Origin of the sequence: Desulfoluna spongiiphila, from assembly GCF_900101345.1 — a bacterium.
GTDB lineage: Bacteria > Desulfobacterota > Desulfobacteria > Desulfobacterales > Desulfolunaceae > Desulfoluna > Desulfoluna spongiiphila.
Window position 1 is genome coordinate 238,686 of record NZ_FMUX01000002.1, and the last position, 17,600, is coordinate 256,285.

A 17,600-nucleotide genomic window follows, 5' to 3' on the forward strand; every position below is an offset into this window, starting at 1 on the left:
AAACAGGGGGCGATTTGCTGTGACTCCAGGTGGAATAAATCGCCCCGGCTTGCGGCGGGTGGTTCTTACTTACTTAAAATTGCGTGCACAGGAAAAAAAGAAAAGGGTACCCGGGAAGGTGTCAGCATTTACCCCCTTGATTCTTTGCTTTTGTTGGGGGTATGTCATATGTGTTGACTCTGCAAAATGACTCGTTGGGAAGGGATGCCGGAGGTGTCGCACGGGAGTCGGGCCGCAGCGCGAGGGCCCGGGAGACGGATGTTTTTCACGAACACATCACAAATCAAAAGGTAAAATGATGAAGCGGATAGTATTGTTGGTCTGTTGTTTTGTTTTCACTGGTTTGACAGCCGTTGAAGCTGCGGTGATTTACATGAAGAGCGGCCGGGAGATCCACACCGATACGTTTTACAAAGAGAACGGGATGATCTACTACAACGTCGCCGGGCAGTCCGTGGGCGTACCGGAATCCACGGTGGAGAGGGTCGATGAGTCTGTGAATGACTCCGTGCTGGACGAGAGACTCATTACCATTCGCATGCCCCGGTATTATGATGTGGCATCCACCTTGCCGGGGGTTGAGAACGGTCTGTATGAAGAGGTTTTTTTGCATAAGAAGTGCCCGGTTTTTCAGAAAGTGTTCGGGACAGGGGTGCTTTATGCCCAGGGGTGCGGGACGGGCTCCGGATACTGGGTTCTGGGGAAGGCGAATTCATCGAGCCTGGAGCTGGAGACCCTTGCCTCCCTGAAGCATGTGCCCAAGGGCCATGGTCCCAATTACCACGGAACCCACTGGACGGCCACCGACGGAAGGGTGTGCGACGTACTGATCAAGTCGAGCCAGCCTCCGGCTACCACCGGTGAAGAGAAGCTGGTGCTGAAGTTCAACGGCTTTCCCAACGGTTTTTTTAACGGAATGTATAAACCCTGGGCCATCGTCAACGGCCGAATCGCCTATAAAATGAAGAAGGCTAAGGACGAGGCCACCATCGAGCTGAGGTCCGGAGGGGAAGGGAAGATTTTTTATTACTGGGCCATCAGCTTTAGAAATGACACCTATTACCACAGCGCCCCCTTTGACGCCCCGGACACATTTTATCCCCATGAGGTGGCGGCCTGGTCCCACAAAGGCATGGCCAAAGCCCTGCCTGGCGTGGTGGGTCAGGTGAGCACCGAACGGGAGCACACCTTTGAGTTTCAGCTGTGATAGCCCGGCGGTGCCCTGCTTTCAAGGTGGCATACCTTTAGAGATGCCTCCGGCGGCCCTGCCGGGGGCCAAGCTTTTAGCCTGATTTATAAAACCGGGTTTGACAAACAGGTCTTAAGCAAGCCTTTCCAGGCTCCGCCGAAATGATTTCCACTTTTTCACATTAGAAACGTTTTTTGCGGAGCTTTTTTTTAAAAAAGCGACCCGCCGGAGGCAAGCTGAATCGTTATCAGGTTTTAAAAACAGATTCGGTTTCATTTGAATCAATGGCGAATGTGATTTTCCCTGAGGAACGAAGGGGAAAGCGCATTCGCAACTGCTTTCGAGGTGGCACACCTCGCCGCCGGAGGCATCGCTTTTGTTTTTTCCTGATCCCTTTTGACCCTGTGGTTCATCGGGCTTTAACCATAGAAGGCTGTTTTCTTTGACCCCTGTGTGGCCTTGGCTACACAGGGATCATCAGGATCTCAGCGATTAATAGTTTTCAGGCTTGAGTTCAAAGTGCGCCTGGGGGTGGGCGCAGGCGGGACAGGTGACGGGGGCCTCGTCGCCGGTGTGGATGTACCCGCAGTTGCGGCAGGCCCAGACGGTTCCCGCCTCACGCTTGAAGACCTTTCCCGCCTCGATGTTGGCGGCCAGGGCGCGGTAGCGGTTTTCGTGGTGCTCTTCGGCGACGCAGATGTTCTCAAAGAGGACCGCAATGGCCTCAAATCCTTCTTCCCGTGCCACCTTGGCGTAGCCGGGGTACATGCTGGTGAACTCTTCTTTCTCCCCTTCGGCGGCGGCCTTGAGGTTTTCAAGGGTGGTGCCGATGACCCCTGCAGGAAAATTCCATTTCACTTCCACTTCCCCGCCTTCAAGGCATTTGAAGAAACGCTTGGCGTGTTCTTTTTCCTGGTTGGCGGTCTCTTCAAAGATGGCTGAAATCTGAACGTAGCCTTCCTTTTTGGCCTGGCCGGCAAAGTAGGTGTAGCGGTTGCGGGCCTGAGACTCGCCTGCGAAGGAGGTGAGGAGGTTCTTTTCGGTCTGGGTTCCTTTGAGTGAAGCCATGGTATGATTTCTCCTTAAGACATAAAGATGGGTCGGTTTGACGCGGGCGAAGAGACCCGAGACGTCGGATCATGGGGCTGTGCCCCGGAGGATCCCTTGTGCCGGGTCAGGTGTCGCCCGCTTTTTATCGAAGACAACAACGTGCTCGAACCGCCGGTGGGTTCGATTGTTTCGGGTCGTATGCCGGGGGGGCCTGCGGCGTGGTGCGGTGGTGGCTCAAGGGGCCACCACACTGCCTGACTGCTTTGTCCTTCCGTGGTTACGGCACGGGGCACGAATTTTTTTGATCCTACCAGAAAGCGTGGGGCGTGTCATACCCAAAAGAGGGGCCGGTATTTCGGGGAGATACCGGCCGGGGCCTTGTGTTTCTTTGCCGGGAAGGATTGTCCCGCCGGGCGAGGGGGTGCGCTTTCGCCCCGGTTTTCAGGATGGCTCGTGGGCCTGTGGGCCTTCCCCTGCAAATTCGATGATTTCCGATGCCATGCGCTCGGGTTCTTCCCAGGGGATCATGTGACCGGTGGCAGGGATCCGGGCAAGGTGTGCTCCGGGGATGAGGCGGGCATATGCCTTGCCTGCGGACAGGGGCACGAGCTTGTCCATCTCTCCCCAGAGGCAGAGGACCGGCGTATCGATGCGGGGTGCCTGCTGATCAATAAAGTCCCGGAAAAGGCCGTCGCGGGTGGTTTGGGACAGGGTGGTCAGGTCCCGTGGGGTGTTGGTGTTGGTCAGGATGATATCCCGTGTGCACTCCGGGTAGGGGGGACGCCCCGGGCCGGTCATGAAGAGGCGGTGGCTTTGGGCCAGGGCTTTTTCGGTGAGAAATCGATTGGCGACCTTCTGGGCTACGGGGGTCAGGGCCAGACGGGCGTACCAGGGAAGGCTGTCCCGCACCTGCCTCAGGCCGATGGCACCGGCAAGGACCAGGGAAAGGACGCGGTCCGGGGCGTCAAGGGCCATGCGGGCGGCGATTTCGCCCCCCATGGAGTGGCCCACCAGGACGAATCGGTCCACCCCGATGGCCGAGAGCCATTCCAGAAGGCGTGCGGCCTGCTTTTCGGGGAGATAGGAATCATGCTCTTTTGATGAGAGGCCGTGGCCGGGAAGGTCCGGGGCCACGACCCGATATTTTTTCTTCAGAAGGGGGATCATGGGCTTCCAGAAAAACCCCGAGCAGGACCAGCCGTGAACCAGGACCAGGGCGGGGCCGTCGCCTGCTTCAAGCCAGTGGACGGTATGCCCCTTTACCTCACACGTCTTTGATTCGGCCTGTAACTCGCCCATGAGGTTTTTTTCCAGGGTTTCTGGGGGCAGCCCTTTGTGGTGCGTGACGAACTCGCCTGCCGCATGCAAAACCTGTTTCATCTTTCCTCTCTCCTTTCTTATCTTCTCGCCGGAGTCGGTTGTGTGCAAATGCTACCATATACCTGTGAGAGCAATACGCCAAATGGAATTGCGTGGAATGACAGACCGGTGCCTTGACGTCTGAAGGACCCCAGCATCCTCTCAACGTCGCTTTCCTTGCCGCCGGAGGCAGTGCGGTTAAAGAGGCCTCCGGCGGCCCTGCCGGGGGCCAACCTTTTAAAAAGGTTGCCAAACAGGCCTTAAAAACAATTCAGTTTGATCTGAATCAGAGGCGAATGTGATTTTCCCTGAGGAACGAAGGGGAAAGCGCATTCGCAATGTGCTTTCAAGGTGGCACACCTTGCCGCCGGAGGCATTTTTGTTGCCCTTGTTCTGCGGCTACAGGGAGATGAGGACCACGCCTGTGAGTGCCAGGGCGACCCCGGTGTATTGAATCGGCTGGAGCCTTTCCCGAAGGATCAAAGACGACAGGAGGATGGTAACGGCGGGGTAGAGGGAGCCCACAACGGCAACAAGGCTCAGCATGCCCACGGTGGTGGCAAGGGCAAAGGCGAAACCGGCCAGGGCGTCCACAATGCCCAACAGGATGATGGCAGGAAGGTGGAGGCGCCCCACCCTCAGGGGAGGGCGCAGGAAAAAGACCAGGGGAGTGAGGAAGACCCCGTAGGACGAACGCATGATCAGGGCTGACCAGTACGGGTCCACCGCACTTGCGCGGTCCATGATGATGAGGAAACACCCCACGGCCAGGGCGGAGGCCAGGGCCATCCAGGCCCCCCGTGTGACTTTTCTTTCGTTATTCCCGTTGTTTTTCTCCCGTATGGCAAGCAGGGTGCCGACAATGGCGGTGGGGATACCGACGGCCTGGAGCATGGAGAGCGTATCACCGGTGGACAGGCCGTAGGCCAGGGGCAGCATGGCGCCCAGGGAGCTGACCGGGGCGATGATGGACATGGGGCCCATGGCCAGTGCTTTGTACAGGAGAAACATGGCGATGATCCCCGCTGCACCGCCGCCTACGGCCCACCACAGAACCGGGTCCGCGGGCAGGGGCCTGCCGCGGAGGCAGACGAGGGCGAAAATCATGGCCACCCCGAAGATGTTCGAGATCGTCAGCACGGTGAGCGTGGGCAGGTGGCGGCTCTTCACGCCTCCGATGAAATCGGCGACACCCCATCCGAAACAGGCTGCAATGGAGAGACTGAGTGCAAACAACGGCATACCTCTACGATTTGATTTGGGATCAGGTAAAAAAATAAATGCACAAATCAACCATGACTGCCGCTGTGATTTGACCCGAGGAACGAGGGGCAAAGCGCGGCGACAACCAGCTTTCAAGGTGGCTCACCTTGCCGCCGGAGGCATCGTTTTCGTCTGTTTTATTTTTGTACCGAATCCTTGTGTGTGATTGATGGTTCGATATTTGTTCTTGCTACCCTACAAGGGGGTGAGATATTGGTAAAATTAATCTTATTTTACCAAAGGATAATTTGAGCTTATGCTTCCTGATTTTAACCGCCTCAAGGTCTTCTATTATATTTATTCGCACCGCAGTGTCGTTTCGGCCGCCAAAGCCCTTCATCTTTCCCAGCCGGCGGTGAGCCAGCAGCTTCAGAAGCTTGAGGGAGAGCTCGGTGTCAGGCTTTTTACCCGGCTCCACAAAAAACTGGTCCCCACGGCGGCTGGAAAGGAGCTCGCTTCCATGGTGGCGCCTTTTGTGGAGGGGTTGGCGTCGGGCATCGAACGGATTTGCAGGCCGTCCCATGAGCCGTCGGGGCTGTTGCGGGTGGGGGCTCCCAATGAGTTTGGAAAGCAGTATCTGCCGCAGGTGTGCCATGCCTTTCGCCGGGAGTACCCGGGGGTGACGTTTGCCATGACCTTTGCAGAGTCCGCAGTCATTTTAGGCATGTTGGGGGAGGGGCGGCTCGACCTGGCCCTGTCGGATGTCTTCGTGACCCATGACCGGGTCCTGGGGTTACCCGACATCTTCAGTACGGAGCCTTTGGTGGACGAGGAGGTGATCCTCGCATGTTCGAGGGGGTATTACGAAGGGAAGACAGGGGATGATTTAAGCTATGGGAACCTTATTCGAATGGATTTTCTCTGCGATGAGGTGGATGCCATGGTGCTGTCCCACTGGTTCAGGCACCATTTTAAGAGAGTGCCCCAGGATCTTTCCGTTGTCCTGACCGTGGACAGCCATGAAGCCATGGTGTCGGCTTTAAAGCTTGGTATGGGCTTAGGAATCACGGCTTCCCATCTCATGTGGGAAGAGATCCGCAACGGCTCCATTGTCCCCATTTTAACGCCCACCCCCAACGCCATCAACCGGATCTCTCTTGTCCAACTTCAGGACAAAGTGCCGACCCTGACGGAAAAGACCTTCTTCTCCTTTGTGAAAGCGGCGATGGGAAAGGCAACGATTCAGAAGAAGTTTACCAGGCTCTCGGATTAAGGGCGCTGAAATAATAAAACATACAAAAACGGTAACCATTCAGCTCAAAAAAACAGCCTCCGGCGGCAGGGTGTGCCACCTTGAAAGCAGGTTGCGAATGCGTTTTGCCCCTCGTTCCTCGGGTCAAATCATATCCGCCTTTAAAGAAAAATCCATTCAAGAAGATTTTTTAAAACCTGTCTTTATAAAATCGGGTAAAAGTTTAGCTCCCGGCAGGGCCGCCGGAGGCATACGTTGAGGGAACTGTCTTCTGTCCTCAGGAAACCTGCCCGAGATAGACCGGGGGATCGGGGAGCCTGAAGGCCTTCAGGACCCCTTCCAGCTCTTCGGGGTGAAGGGTCAGCCTGTGGAGGGATTGTTTCTGAACCCACTCCACGGACACCTGGTGCGGGTCCGGGGTGTGTCCCATGACAGGGTCGTAGGGTTCGTTGAGTTCGCAGAGAAAGGCGAACTCCACATGGTGCTGGATAATGTCCGGGTCTTTTCTGGCCGGGTGGCTGTGTTCGTAGACGCCCAGGAGTCCGAGGACGTTGACGGTGGTGGCCACCTCTTCGTTGACCTCCCTGACCACAGTCTCTTCAAGGGTCTCCCCCGGCTTCTGGCGTCCGCCGGGCAGGGTGTAAAGGGTCTGGCCGTTATCATACTCCTTCATGAGCATCAGGATGTTCTGGCCGTCGGTAATGATCGCCTTGGCGATGTTTAACGAGATGATCATGGGGCCTCCTTATGGCGGTGCCTCTGGAATGAAACCCTGTTTGTCTTGCATCTTATCCTTTCTGAATTGATTTATGCAACCCCTGAGAGGGAACTGCAGCCAGGCCATTTTCGAGTTGCTGCATGCGAAAGTAGATCCCTTTTTGTTCCATGAGGGTGTCATGGCTGCCCGATTCCGCGATACGTCCCCCCTTGACGACCAGGATGCGGTCGGCATGCCGGGCGGTGGAGAGGCGGTGGGCGATGAGAAAGGTGGTGCGGTTTTCCATGAGCCGGGAAAGGGCTGCCTGGATCTCCGATTCACTCACCGAGTCCACATAGCTGGTGGCCTCGTCTAAGATGAGAAGCTCGGGGTTTTTCACGAAGGCCCGGGCGATGGAGAGCAGCTGGCGTTCCCCGCTGGACAGGGGGCGGCCCCCTTCGGTGAGGAGGGTGTCCATGCCCTGGTCCAGGCGGTCGAGGACAAAGCCGCACCCGGCGTGTCGCAAGGCGGTATCAAGGGTCTCGGGGGAAGGGCTGCTGTCCGGGTCGGGGAGGATGTTCTCCCGGATGGTGCCGGCAAAGAGGAAGGGATCCTGCATGACCATGGCGATGCGACTGCGCCACCTTTGGGGGTCAAGGTCTGAAAGGGGGGTGCCGTTGACCCGGATGGTGCCGCTCTGGGGGTCCCAGAATCGGACAAGGAGGCTGACGATGGAGGTCTTGCCCGCGCCCGTGGGGCCCACGATGGCGATGGTCTCCCCTTTTTTTGCGGTAAAACTGACGCCGGAAAGCACCGGCTCCCCGTCGGTGTACCCGAAGGAGAGGTCGTCGAAGGCGATGGTGTCGATGGCACCTCCCGGGTCTCCGCCGGGCTGTTCGTCGTCGGCCATGGGGGTGTCGAGGATGAGAAAAAGGCGCTCGGCCGATGAGAAGGCGTTTTGAAGGATGTTGTACTTTTCGGCGATGTCCCGGATGGGGCGGAAGAACATGCGCAGGTAGCTGATGTAGGCCACCAGGACCCCCAGGCTGGCAAAGCCCCCCATGACCCGGTAGCCGCCGTAGAAGATGATGAGGCCCAGGGCCGTTGAGTTGAGTACCTCGATGACGGGCATGAAGAGGGCAAAGATACGCACCTGGGCCATGCCCGCGTCAAAATGGCGGTCCGAGAGGCGCTTGAAGGCGGCGTCGGTCTCTTTTTCCCGGGCAAAGAGGCGGATGACGCTCATGCCCCCGATGGTCTCGGCCAGGTGGGCGTTGATCTCGGCGATGCGGATACGAAGGTCCCGGAAGGCGGAGCGTGACCGGCGGGCAAAGCCGATGGCGGCCACCACGGCCACGGGGATGACGATGAGGGTGACGGCGGCCAGGCGAAGGTCCAGGATGATCAGCATGGCCAGGATACCCGCCAAAAGAAAAATGTCTCTAAAGACAAAGGTGATGACCGAGGTGAACATCTCCCGCAGGTTTTCAACGTCCCCGGTGAGGCGGGTCACCACCCGTCCCGTGGGGTTCCTGTGATACCAGGAAACCGGGAGTTTGCGGATGTGGGTGAAAAGGGTCAGGCGAAGGTCGTGAATGATCCTCTGGCCCATGGTTTCCAGGACAAAGGTCTGGCAGAACCCGAAGAGGAAATTAAAGAAAAGGGCGACCAGAAGGACCAGGCCTGCCTTGACGGCGCCTGTCATGTCGGCAGCACGCAGACGCAGGCGGGTCTCGGGGTCGGCTTCATTAAGGGCGGTTCTCGGGATCTGCAGGGGTGCTTCCCCCGGTGTCCGGAGCTCCGGGCGGGTGGCGAGGAACCGGCGCACCGCGGGATCGGATTCATCCACGGTGACAAGCCGGGTCTCCGGCCTGCCCGGGTCGGGCACGATGTACCGGTCTAGGGCCTCTTTGGTGATCCAGGGGATGGAGAGGTCAAGGCCCGTTAAAACGATCACCAGGAGCAGGGCCGTCACCAGCAGGCCCCGGTGGGGGGTGATGAAGGGGAGCAGGCGACCTGCCAGCCGGTAGTCCTTTGACTGGGTGACATCCGTCTCTTCGATGTATCCGCCCCTACGCATGGTCTGCCTCCTCAATTTCCATGGCCAGGCTCTGGAGCCGCCAGGTTTCCCGGTAGTAGTCATCTGTTTCCAGCAGCTGGTCGTGGGAGCCCCTGGCGCGGATGCGCCCCTCCTCCATCACAAGGATCTCGTCGCAGGGCCCGATGGCGGTAAAGCGGTGGGAGGCGATGACCAGGGTGCGGGCGGGATCGGCAAAAATGGCCTCGATGATATGGTGGGCGGTGCGGGTGTCCACCTGGCTGATGGGGTCGTCAAGGACCAGGATCGGAGCCGGATCGTAAAGGGTCCGGGCCAGGGCCACCCGCTGCTTCTGACCGCCGGAGAGCATCACCCCTTTTTCCCCCACGATGGTGTCCAGCCCCTGGGCAAAGCCTTTGATGGTGTCGGCAAGGCATGCCGCGGTGACGGCCCGGTCCAGCTTGCCGGGGTCTGCGTCTTGGGCCAGCCCGCAGATGTTCTCGGCGATGGTGCCGGAGAAGAGCCAGGGCTCCTGGGGCATGAAACGGATCAGGCGCCTGACCTCTGCTGTGCGGATGTCGGTCAAGGGGACGCCGTCCATGCGTATGGTTCCGTTGGTGGGGTCGTAGAGCCGGACCAGAAGGGAGAGAAGTGCCGTCTTGCCGCTTCCCGGAGGGCCGACGATCCCTACGCTTTTGCCCCCTTCAACGGCCAGGGAGATCTCCTGCAGGACCTGCCTTGAGCCGTTAAAGGAGAAGGAGACCTTCTCCATATCCAGCTCGCCGGCGGGGTCTGGAAGGGTGATGGGGCGACGGGGTTCCGCCACCTTGGGCCTTTCATCGAAAATCACGGCCAGGCGGTCCAGGGAGGCCTTGCCCCGCTGGACGAGGTTGGTCATCCAGCCCAGGGCCATCATGGGCCAGGTCAAGAGGCCCAGGTAGCTGATAAAGGCTACAAAATCTCCGGGAGAGATGGCCCCGGTGATGACAAGCCGTCCGCCTGCCCCCACCACGATGGCCGTGCCGATGCCCGAGAGAAAGATCATCAGGGGCATGAGACTCCCCGTGACCCTTACGAGGCGCAGGTTCCGCCGGACGTAATCCCCGGAGAGATCCCCCAGCCTGTCGTCCACCTGCTTTCCCCTGCCGAAGACCTTGACCACGCGAATGCCGTCCACCGCCTCCCTCACATGCTCGGTGATGGCGGCCAGCCCCTCCTGCACCGCCTTGTGGCGTGCGTGCATCCGCCTGCCGAACACCCGGGCGCTCAAGACGATAAAGGGCATGGGGGTCAGGGCCATGAGGGCCAGCCCCGGGTGGATCCAGGCCATGAACCCGATGGCCGCACCCCCCAAAACCACGGCGTCGGTTACAGCGACGATGCCCATGCCTGTTGCCATGCGGATGTTGTTGATGTCGCTGGTGGCGTGGCTCATGAGGTCCCCGGTGCGCGTGGTGTCGAAGTAGCGGGCGTCCAGGGTGAGCAGGTGGGAAAAAAGATCGTTCCGGATGGCCCGTTCCACGCGCCGGGAGGTGCCGATGAGGCTGTGGCGCCAGCCGAACCGGAACACGCCGATGAGCACGGCAAATCCCACAATGATGCCGCCGTCCCGGGCAAGGAGAAGGGGCGTGGCCGTTCCCGCGGACAGGGCGTCCACCGCGTGTTTGACGATGCGGGGAATAAAGAGCTGAAAGGCGTCTACGCCAAGCAGGAACAGAAGCCCTGTGGCGATGCGGCGCTGGTTTTCGCGAAAGTAAGGACGGATCAGGTCAAAGGCAGTCATGGCATATCCACGGAAACGAGGGTGTCGGGTGAGGTGATTCACTGTTCAAAATGGGGATTAAATGGCGGGAAGTCAAGGGGCATTGAGGGGTTGAGTAGCGATCAGTCAGTGGTGAAAAAACATGCCTCCGGCGGCCCTGCCGGGGGCCAAACTTTTGAAAAGTTTGATAAACAGGTTTTAAATAACCAATGACGTCGTGACACCTGGCGACGACAGGTAATGCCTACAGCGAATGTGAACACCCTGAGGCTCGAGGGGGGGAGATCATTCGCAATCCATTTTCAAGGAGACACACCTTGCCGCCGGTGCCATTGTTTCTTTATTCTTTTCGTATCCAGGCTCTGCCTTGTTGGTGTGGTTTATGGCAGCGTAATGGGCTAAATTTATAGGTGAAGCGATTTCAATCGCGGAGGTTGAGCCTCCGTGCATCATTCCCAGGCCGAGCCTGGGAACGAAAGGTACCCTGACATAGGGGATTGCCCCTTGCGCTCGGCATTCAACACGGGCGAAGCCCGTCAGGGAATGTGATGAGCCTGAGGAACGAAGGCGAAGGAGCATTCCCGAACATGGGGTCCAGGGGATTTATTCCCTGGCCGCCGGAGGCTTTTTTTATCTCCTCTTTTTATCCCGCCATCCCGTACTCTGCCCGTTCGATGAGTTCGATCTGCTGGGCGTGGTTGAGGCGTACGAAGTAGGCGTTGTAGCCGGAGATGCGGACGATGAGGTTGGGGTAGTGTTCCGGGCGGGCCATGGCGTCTTTCAGGGTGCTGGAGTCCACCACGTTAAACTGCATCTGCATGCCCCCCAGGCCGAGGTAGGCGGTGACGTATGCGGCCATGGTATCCACGATTTTCTGGCGGCTTTCTCCGGGTTTTGGGACGAGTTTGACGTTGAAGGCGATGTTGTTGTCCATGTGGGTGGGGTCGAGTCTGGCCACATCAAAGATGAAGTCCAGGTAGTTGGCCGAGGCGTGGGGCTCCGGGGTGAGGCCGGGGGTGAAGGCTTTGCCGGCAAGGCGACCCGAGGGGAGGGTGCCGGAGAGGGCGCCGTAGGCCACGTGCTGGCTCATGGACCAGAAGCCGCAGGTGTAGGGGCCGCCGCGGTGGTTGGTGAATCCGTGGTAGGTGGTGCTTAAAAACCGGGTGATCTCGTTGCAGAGGAAGATGGCTTCATCGCTTCCGGATCCGAAGAGGGGGACGTGGTTGCGGACCAGTTCGCGGATGTGGGGCGCCTGGGTGAACCGGGTGTCCACGGCCTCTTTGAAGGCTGAAAGGGTGAGCCGTTTGTCGTCAAAGACGAGCTTCTTAACGGCCAGAAGAGAGTCGGTGACATCGGCCAGGCCGATGTTGGAGGTGCCTGAGCTGTTGTATCGGGCGCCCCCTTGGGTAATGTCCGTTGCCGCGGCCAGGCAGCCGTCCATGAGAATGCTTAAGAGGGGCGTGGGGCGCATCTCGGCGTGGAGGGCGGCGTAGGTGTTGTTCAAGGTGACGGCGTTTTCGATGAGAAAGCGCTGCTGGGTTTTCCAGGCGGTAAAGAAGGCCTCAAAATCGGTGAAGTGCTTCAGGGAGCCGGTGCGGGGGCCGAGCCGGGTGCCGATGAGGGGATGGACCCCGTTGTTCAGGGCCATTTCCAGGCCTGCCACCAGGTTCATGAGGATGGAGCCTGTGTGGCCTGCGTGACGGCCGGTGAGGGTGGGTTCCACGCAGCCGATGGCGCACCAGTCGTTGGCGTGTTCTTCGGGGTAGCCGTGCTTGGCCAGGGACGCGGCGACGGCCAGGTCGTTGTGCAGGGAGGGGGTGGCCCCGGTGGTGTAGTTTACCTCGCAGAGGCGCTTGATGTAGGTGACGCTGTTTTTCTCCGGGTGGATCCGGGCGTTGACGTTGGGGTCGTGGATGGAGAGCATCTCGGTGACCTTCAGGAGGATGTAGGTCATGTCGCAGACCCCGTCTTCCCCTTGGGGCGTGACGCCCCCCAGGGTGACGGCCTGGTCCGGTGGGGAGCCCCCGAAAAGATGGTTGCCGATGTCCGGGCTCATGGGCATGTGGTCGGTGAGGCGAAGAAAAAAGGCGCAGCACAGCTCCAGGGCCTTTTCAATGGTGGCGTTCCGCTCTTCCCGGGAGGTGCATTGGGCCATGTCCGAGAGGAAAAAGGGCTGGAGGAGGCGGTCCAGACGGCCCATGGAGAGGCCGGTGTCGGTGTTCTCCATGTTCAGGGCGATCCAGGTGGTCCAGAGGCACTGGAGGGCCTCGTGAAGGGTGACGGCCGCATGGCGCGGGACCTTTGCACAGACCCGGGCAAGGTCGGTGAGCTCTTTTTCTCGGGCGGGGTTGGGGTCTTCGGCGGCGCACCGCACGGCTTCTCGGGAGAGGGCATCGGCATAGGCGTCCAGCCCGTCGAGCATGCGGGACATGCCCCGCAGGGTGTGGGACTGCCCCTGAGTGAGCCCCGGATCTCTTTGCCGCTCCTTTATTTTTTCTCGCAGGCCTGTGGTTCCGTGGGAGAGGATGGCGGGAAAATCCGGGGCCGTGTGGGAGACCCCCACGGATTTCCAGCAGAAGTAGGCCACCCATTTTTCGTCGATCTCAAGGGGGGTGAGGTCCTTCAACCGGGATCTTGCCTGTTCCCGGACGTTTCGATGGATCCAGAACGGAAAGAGGTCGTGGAGCGCTTTTTTTGCGTACGGAGAGATATCGTAGGGGTTGAGCTCGCGGCGGTGGACGGTGTCCAGCTCGCTCCAGAGGGAGGTGCCGTGGGTGTCGGGGTAGATGGCGACCCCGCACACCGGATCCGATGTGGTGGTGCCTGCCAGGAGCTGGTGTGTGGCGACGACAGGCTTTTTGGACTTGAGGACGTGGGCCAGGGCGAGGCCCTGGCGTTCCACGGGGTGCCAGGCGGTGCCGTCGGGTTTGGTCTCGTAGCCGTTTTTTCGGTGCCAGGCTGTGAGGGCTTCGGCCCGCTCCGGGCAGATGCGGGGGCGTGCTTTCAGGTGGCGGGCCAGAAGGGCCTCGATGCGGGGAAAGGCACCCAAATCCCAGCGTGAAAGGTAGGGGTCTTTTAAATGACGCACACCGGGGTCGTCTTCGGCATCGGCCGTCAGGTGGTGGCGGGCTCGCCGGGCAAGCCCCGCATACCCTTCGGGGCGATCCCCAGCCGGGGTGTCGGTAAGGCTCAGCTTTGATACCACCGAGGCGTTTCCCAGGATGCGCTCCTGCAAGGGGGCCGCCAGGAGCGCCACCAGACGGTTTACAAGCTGGATGTACGCAAGGTTGCCCGAGGTGCGGATGCGGTTTTTCAGCATCATTACCATCACCTCGCTGGGGGGCAGGAGCACCAGCTCGGCCAGGCTCTTCTCGTCCCGTGCGGTGAGGCAGGCGTCCACCCTTGCAGGGATCGGCGTCACCACCCGGCACTGTCCCCCCTGAAACACAAGGGCCTGGGCCACACTTCCGTTTTCTGTCGCCACCCCCACGCTGAAATCCATCCACCCCTCAGGAGACTTCAGCTTATTCCGCACATGGGGGAGCACGCGGAAGCCCAGGGCAAGGACGGTCAACACCCACCGCGTCAGGCGGTTCGGTGTGAACACACGGCGTGCAAAGGAAAGTACAGGCATGGCAGCTCCTTAATCGTAATGTTCAACTCAAAACAGCCTCCGGCGGACCTGCCGGGGGCCAAACTTTTGAAACGTTTGACCTACAGGTCGTCTCATAGGGGTGAGGTGATTCGTGTTCTGGGGTGCAGGGGATTATTCTCTGGCTGCCTCCGGGCGCAAAGGTCACGAGAAACACCTTGAACGCTGTTTGCCGCGGCACATTTATTTTGTGCCTGGGCCTTAGGGGGGGGCGGTGGCGTTATGTTGACTGAACAGTGTTTAACTACCATCCGGCTGACGGTATATCAATTGAAAAGTGAAGGTTATGGACGGGATGTATGGCGCTTGGATGAGATGGGGTGGTACCGAAGGGGGACCAAAGGCTTCCCGGGGGCGCCCCGGGGATCGACATGTCGGTATGGTTTGCCGGGAGTTCGATGGATGTGTTATTGTAATATTCTGAATTTATATTGTTATGGAGGCGGGAAGGGGGCGCGTTTGATGGGCGACGTGTCCAGGTGGGGTAAAATTTTATAACACCTGCAAATGCCCGCAGGCAAAGGCTCTGCACTGTTTTTTTGTAAAAAGGCGAAAAAATAGTTTGACAGGAGGCTTGCGAGGTCTTTAAAACTTCATACATGTCAAATGTCGACATTTGAAACGGATGCAAGGGGGAGCCTCCCTTTTCCCTTTCTTATGATGGACATGATAACCCACATAATGAAGGATATCACGCATTATGACCCAGCCGATTCAGACACCCGACGCACCCGCAGCCGTAGGACCCTATTCACAGGGGATTGTCTCCAACGGATTTGTTTTTGCCTCAGGTTGCCTCCCCATCGATCCCGCCACCTCAACCATGGTGGAAGGAACCATCGCCGAGAAAGCCACCCGCGCCCTTGAGAACCTCAAAGCCGTGGCCGAAGCCGGCGGCAGCTCCCTTGACAAGGCCGTGAAGGTGACGGTGTTCCTTGCGGACATTGCCGATTTTGCCGAAGCCAACAAGGTGTACGCAGAGTATTTCAAGGAGCCGTACCCGGCCCGAAGCGCCTTCCAGGTGGGCGCGCTTCCCCTGGGTGCCGCCATCGAGATCGAGGCTATTTTTGCTGTGTAAATGACTATCCGGGCGGTGATGGTACCCATGATCGCCCGAATTAAACGGACCTTGCAGATAGATCCGATTAAACGCTTATTCCTCCCAACATAAGGAAATAAAGACCATGAATTTCACTAAATTTCCCCGTCGCGGTTACCTCCAGGGCCAGACTCCCGTCGAGCCCATGAAAAACCTCAGCAAAGCCCTCGGCGGCGAGGTGAACCTCTTCGTCAAGCGTGACGACCTGCTCCCCGGTGCGTCCGGCGGCAACAAAACCCGTAAACTCGACTTCTGCATCGCCGATGCCATGGAAAAAGGCGCCGATACCATCATCACCTGCGGTGCCATCCAGTCCAACCACTGCCGTCTCACCGCTTCCTGGGCCGCCAAAGAAGGCCTTGAGTGCCACCTCGTTCTCGAAGAGCGCGTAAAGGGCTCTTACAAAGAAGACGGCAGCGGCAACAACTTCCTCTTCGAGCTCCTCGGCGTGAAATCCAAGCGTGTCGTTGAAGGTGGCTCCGACATGATGGCTGAGATGGAAAAGACCGCAGCAGAGCTCAAGGCTGCCGGCAAGAAGCCCTACATCGTTCCCGGTGGCGCGTCCAACCCCATCGGTGCCCTGGGTTACGCCGCTTGCGCCCAGGAACTGATGGAGCAGCTCAACACCACCGGTCTTTCCATTGACTACGTGGTTGTTCCCTCCGGTTCCGCCGGTACCCACGCTGGCATGGTTGTCGGCATGGCCGGCACCAACGCCAACATCCCCGTCATCGGCATCAACGTGTCCCGCACCAAGGAAGCCCAGGAAGAGATCGTTTTCGGCCTGGCTCAGAAGACCGCTGAGCTCCTCGACGTCAAAGGTGGCGTAGCCCGTGAAGACGTGGTGTGCTACGGCGACTATGTTGGCCCCGGTTACTCCCTGCCCACCGACGCCATGGTTGAAGCCGTGAAGCTGTTCGCCGGTGAAGAGGCGATCCTTCTCGACCCCGTTTACACCGGCAAGGTTGCAGCCGGCCTGGTGGATCACGTGCGCAAGGGAACCTTCCCCAAGGGCTCCAACGTTCTGTTCCTCCACACCGGTGGATCCCCCGCCCTCTACGCTTACCTGGATACCTTCAGGTAGCCTGAGGCATATGGGCCAGTGATTCCCGCAGCATCGGACATGGGTCCGGTGCTGCGTTTTTTTTGGGGCCCTGCGGGATGTGTGTCTCGAATAGTGAAGAAAAACGGGTTTCGGTTGATCTCATGGGCAATATGTTGCATAGAATGGGGTTCACATGACCCGATACCCTTTTATGCCGGGTTTCTGCCTGACGTTGTCAAGCGGAGAACCCTGCGATACGGAAGCAAACGCACCATGGCGGAAATCAAAACCTACAGCGAGCAGGTGACAGAGTACATCAAACGATCCATTCTCGAAGGGTCCCTGAACCCGGGAGACAAGGTCAATGAAGTGCACGTGGCCGCCACCCTTTCCATCAGCCGGGCTCCGGTCCGGGAAGCTCTTCAGATGCTGACCCGGGATGGCCTGATCGTTTCTGTTCCCCAGAAGGGCAAGTTTATCAATTGCCTGACCAAAAAGCAGATCCGGGAAAGTTACTTTACGGGCGGGGTCTTGGAAGGTGCTGCCGTTGCGGCCTCCATCGATGACTTCACCGACAAGGATTTTGATACCCTTCAGGCCATTGTGGACCGCATGGAGGTGGTGGCGTCCATGGAGACGGCCGCCGATTACATGCCGGCCCTGGACGACAGGTTCCATGAGATGCTGTTTTCCAAGACGGACAACACGCTCCTGGTGGAACTCTCCCGCCGTTACTGCTACGGCCTCTCCAAGTTTCTTCTCTTCAGGTACTGGCGTAACCTTTTTTCTCCCCGCACGGTCTGGCTTCGTCACAAATCAATTCTGGATGCCCTGAAAACACGCGATGTGGTCACCATTGAGAAGGCTCTCCGCGAGCACTACATCGAATCAGGCCAGCGCATGTCCACCTTCGGGTGCGAGCAGGACAACCCGCTTTGCAAGATTTGCAGGTAGAAAAAGCAGGTCATAGGTCATAGGCAAAACAGGTCATAGGTTATAGGTCGTGGATTATCGATCATGACAGGTGCCTGTGACCAGGCGGTGGCCGCCGTATCTCCCCCTCCCCCCTTTTTTTCTTTATCTCATCATCTCATCGCAGCTTTGCAACGCGCAAAACGTGCCCACCATGGTTCGAATCTTTTTCCCCTCATTGTCCGAAATACGGACATTTCCACATCTCTTCCGCAAAATCGGTTCGAACCCCTCTTTCACTGTGTATTCACCATTCATGCCGCCGGAGGCACCCAGATTAAA

The 17,600-nt window shown here is 58.8% G+C and carries 12 protein-coding genes; 5 read left to right on the plus strand and 7 right to left on the minus strand.

Translation table 11 applies throughout. The features are described from left to right. Positions 1-373: 373 nt before the first annotated feature. Positions 374-1,207: a hypothetical protein gene (locus tag BLQ12_RS04145; RefSeq protein ID WP_092208557.1), complete on the plus strand. Its 834-nt coding sequence runs from the start codon at positions 374-376 to the stop codon at positions 1,205-1,207. A 474-nt stretch (positions 1,208-1,681) separates the two neighbouring features. Here BLQ12_RS04145 and rbr read toward each other — a convergent pair whose 3' ends face one another. The 3 genes from rbr to BLQ12_RS04160 all read right to left on the minus strand — a co-directional run bounded on the left by rbr (position 1,682) and on the right by BLQ12_RS04160 (position 4,834). Continuing rightward, the gene (rbr, locus tag BLQ12_RS04150) at positions 1,682-2,257 is read right to left on the minus strand and encodes a rubrerythrin (RefSeq protein WP_092208559.1); all 576 of its coding nucleotides are present in this window, start codon (positions 2,255-2,257) and stop codon (positions 1,682-1,684) included. Positions 2,258-2,680: 423 nt separating this feature from the next. Beyond that, positions 2,681-3,619, minus strand: a complete 939-nt coding sequence (locus BLQ12_RS04155; RefSeq protein ID WP_092208561.1) for an alpha/beta fold hydrolase — start codon at positions 3,617-3,619, stop codon at positions 2,681-2,683. A 378-nt stretch (positions 3,620-3,997) separates the two neighbouring features. Beyond that, complete coding sequence (locus tag BLQ12_RS04160; protein ID WP_175469485.1) at positions 3,998-4,834, minus strand: DMT family transporter; 837 nt, start codon at positions 4,832-4,834, stop codon at positions 3,998-4,000. A gap of 283 nt (positions 4,835-5,117) precedes the next feature. Between BLQ12_RS04160 and BLQ12_RS04165 the strand changes: the two genes are divergently transcribed. Further along, positions 5,118-6,074 (plus strand): LysR family transcriptional regulator, encoded by a 957-nt coding sequence (locus BLQ12_RS04165; RefSeq protein ID WP_092208565.1) that lies wholly within the window; start codon positions 5,118-5,120, stop codon positions 6,072-6,074. Positions 6,075-6,330: 256 nt separating this feature from the next. Here the strand turns inward: BLQ12_RS04165 and BLQ12_RS04170 are convergent, their stop codons facing one another. From BLQ12_RS04170 to BLQ12_RS04185, 4 genes are all read right to left on the minus strand, one after another. Then, on the minus strand, positions 6,331-6,789 hold the full coding sequence (locus tag BLQ12_RS04170) for an NUDIX domain-containing protein (RefSeq protein ID WP_092208567.1): 459 nt from the start codon (positions 6,787-6,789) through the stop codon (positions 6,331-6,333). 52 nt (positions 6,790-6,841) lie between these two features. Then, positions 6,842-8,830: an ABC transporter ATP-binding protein gene (locus BLQ12_RS04175; protein WP_175469486.1), complete on the minus strand. Its 1,989-nt coding sequence runs from the start codon at positions 8,828-8,830 to the stop codon at positions 6,842-6,844. Continuing rightward, entirely contained in the window at positions 8,823-10,571 is a 1,749-nt protein-coding gene (locus BLQ12_RS04180) for an ABC transporter ATP-binding protein (RefSeq protein WP_092208571.1), read from the minus strand. Before BLQ12_RS04180 ends, BLQ12_RS04175 begins: the two co-directional genes overlap by 8 nt. Before the next feature lie 622 nt (positions 10,572-11,193). Then, positions 11,194-14,184, minus strand: coding sequence for a pyruvate formate lyase family protein (locus BLQ12_RS04185; RefSeq protein ID WP_092208573.1), 2,991 nt, complete (start codon positions 14,182-14,184; stop codon positions 11,194-11,196). A 718-nt stretch (positions 14,185-14,902) separates the two neighbouring features. Here BLQ12_RS04185 and BLQ12_RS04190 point away from each other — a divergent pair. The 3 genes from BLQ12_RS04190 to BLQ12_RS04200 all read left to right on the plus strand — a co-directional run bounded on the left by BLQ12_RS04190 (position 14,903) and on the right by BLQ12_RS04200 (position 17,300). Further along, entirely contained in the window at positions 14,903-15,280 is a 378-nt protein-coding gene (locus tag BLQ12_RS04190) for a RidA family protein (RefSeq protein ID WP_092208575.1), read from the plus strand. Between the two features lie 106 nt (positions 15,281-15,386). Next, positions 15,387-16,385 carry a D-cysteate sulfo-lyase gene (gene cuyA, locus BLQ12_RS04195; protein ID WP_092208577.1) on the plus strand — a complete coding sequence of 333 codons (999 nt, stop codon included), beginning with the start codon at positions 15,387-15,389 and terminating at the stop codon, positions 16,383-16,385. A 234-nt stretch (positions 16,386-16,619) separates the two neighbouring features. Next, positions 16,620-17,300: a GntR family transcriptional regulator gene (locus BLQ12_RS04200; protein ID WP_092208579.1), complete on the plus strand. Its 681-nt coding sequence runs from the start codon at positions 16,620-16,622 to the stop codon at positions 17,298-17,300. Positions 17,301-17,600 lie beyond the last annotated feature (300 nt).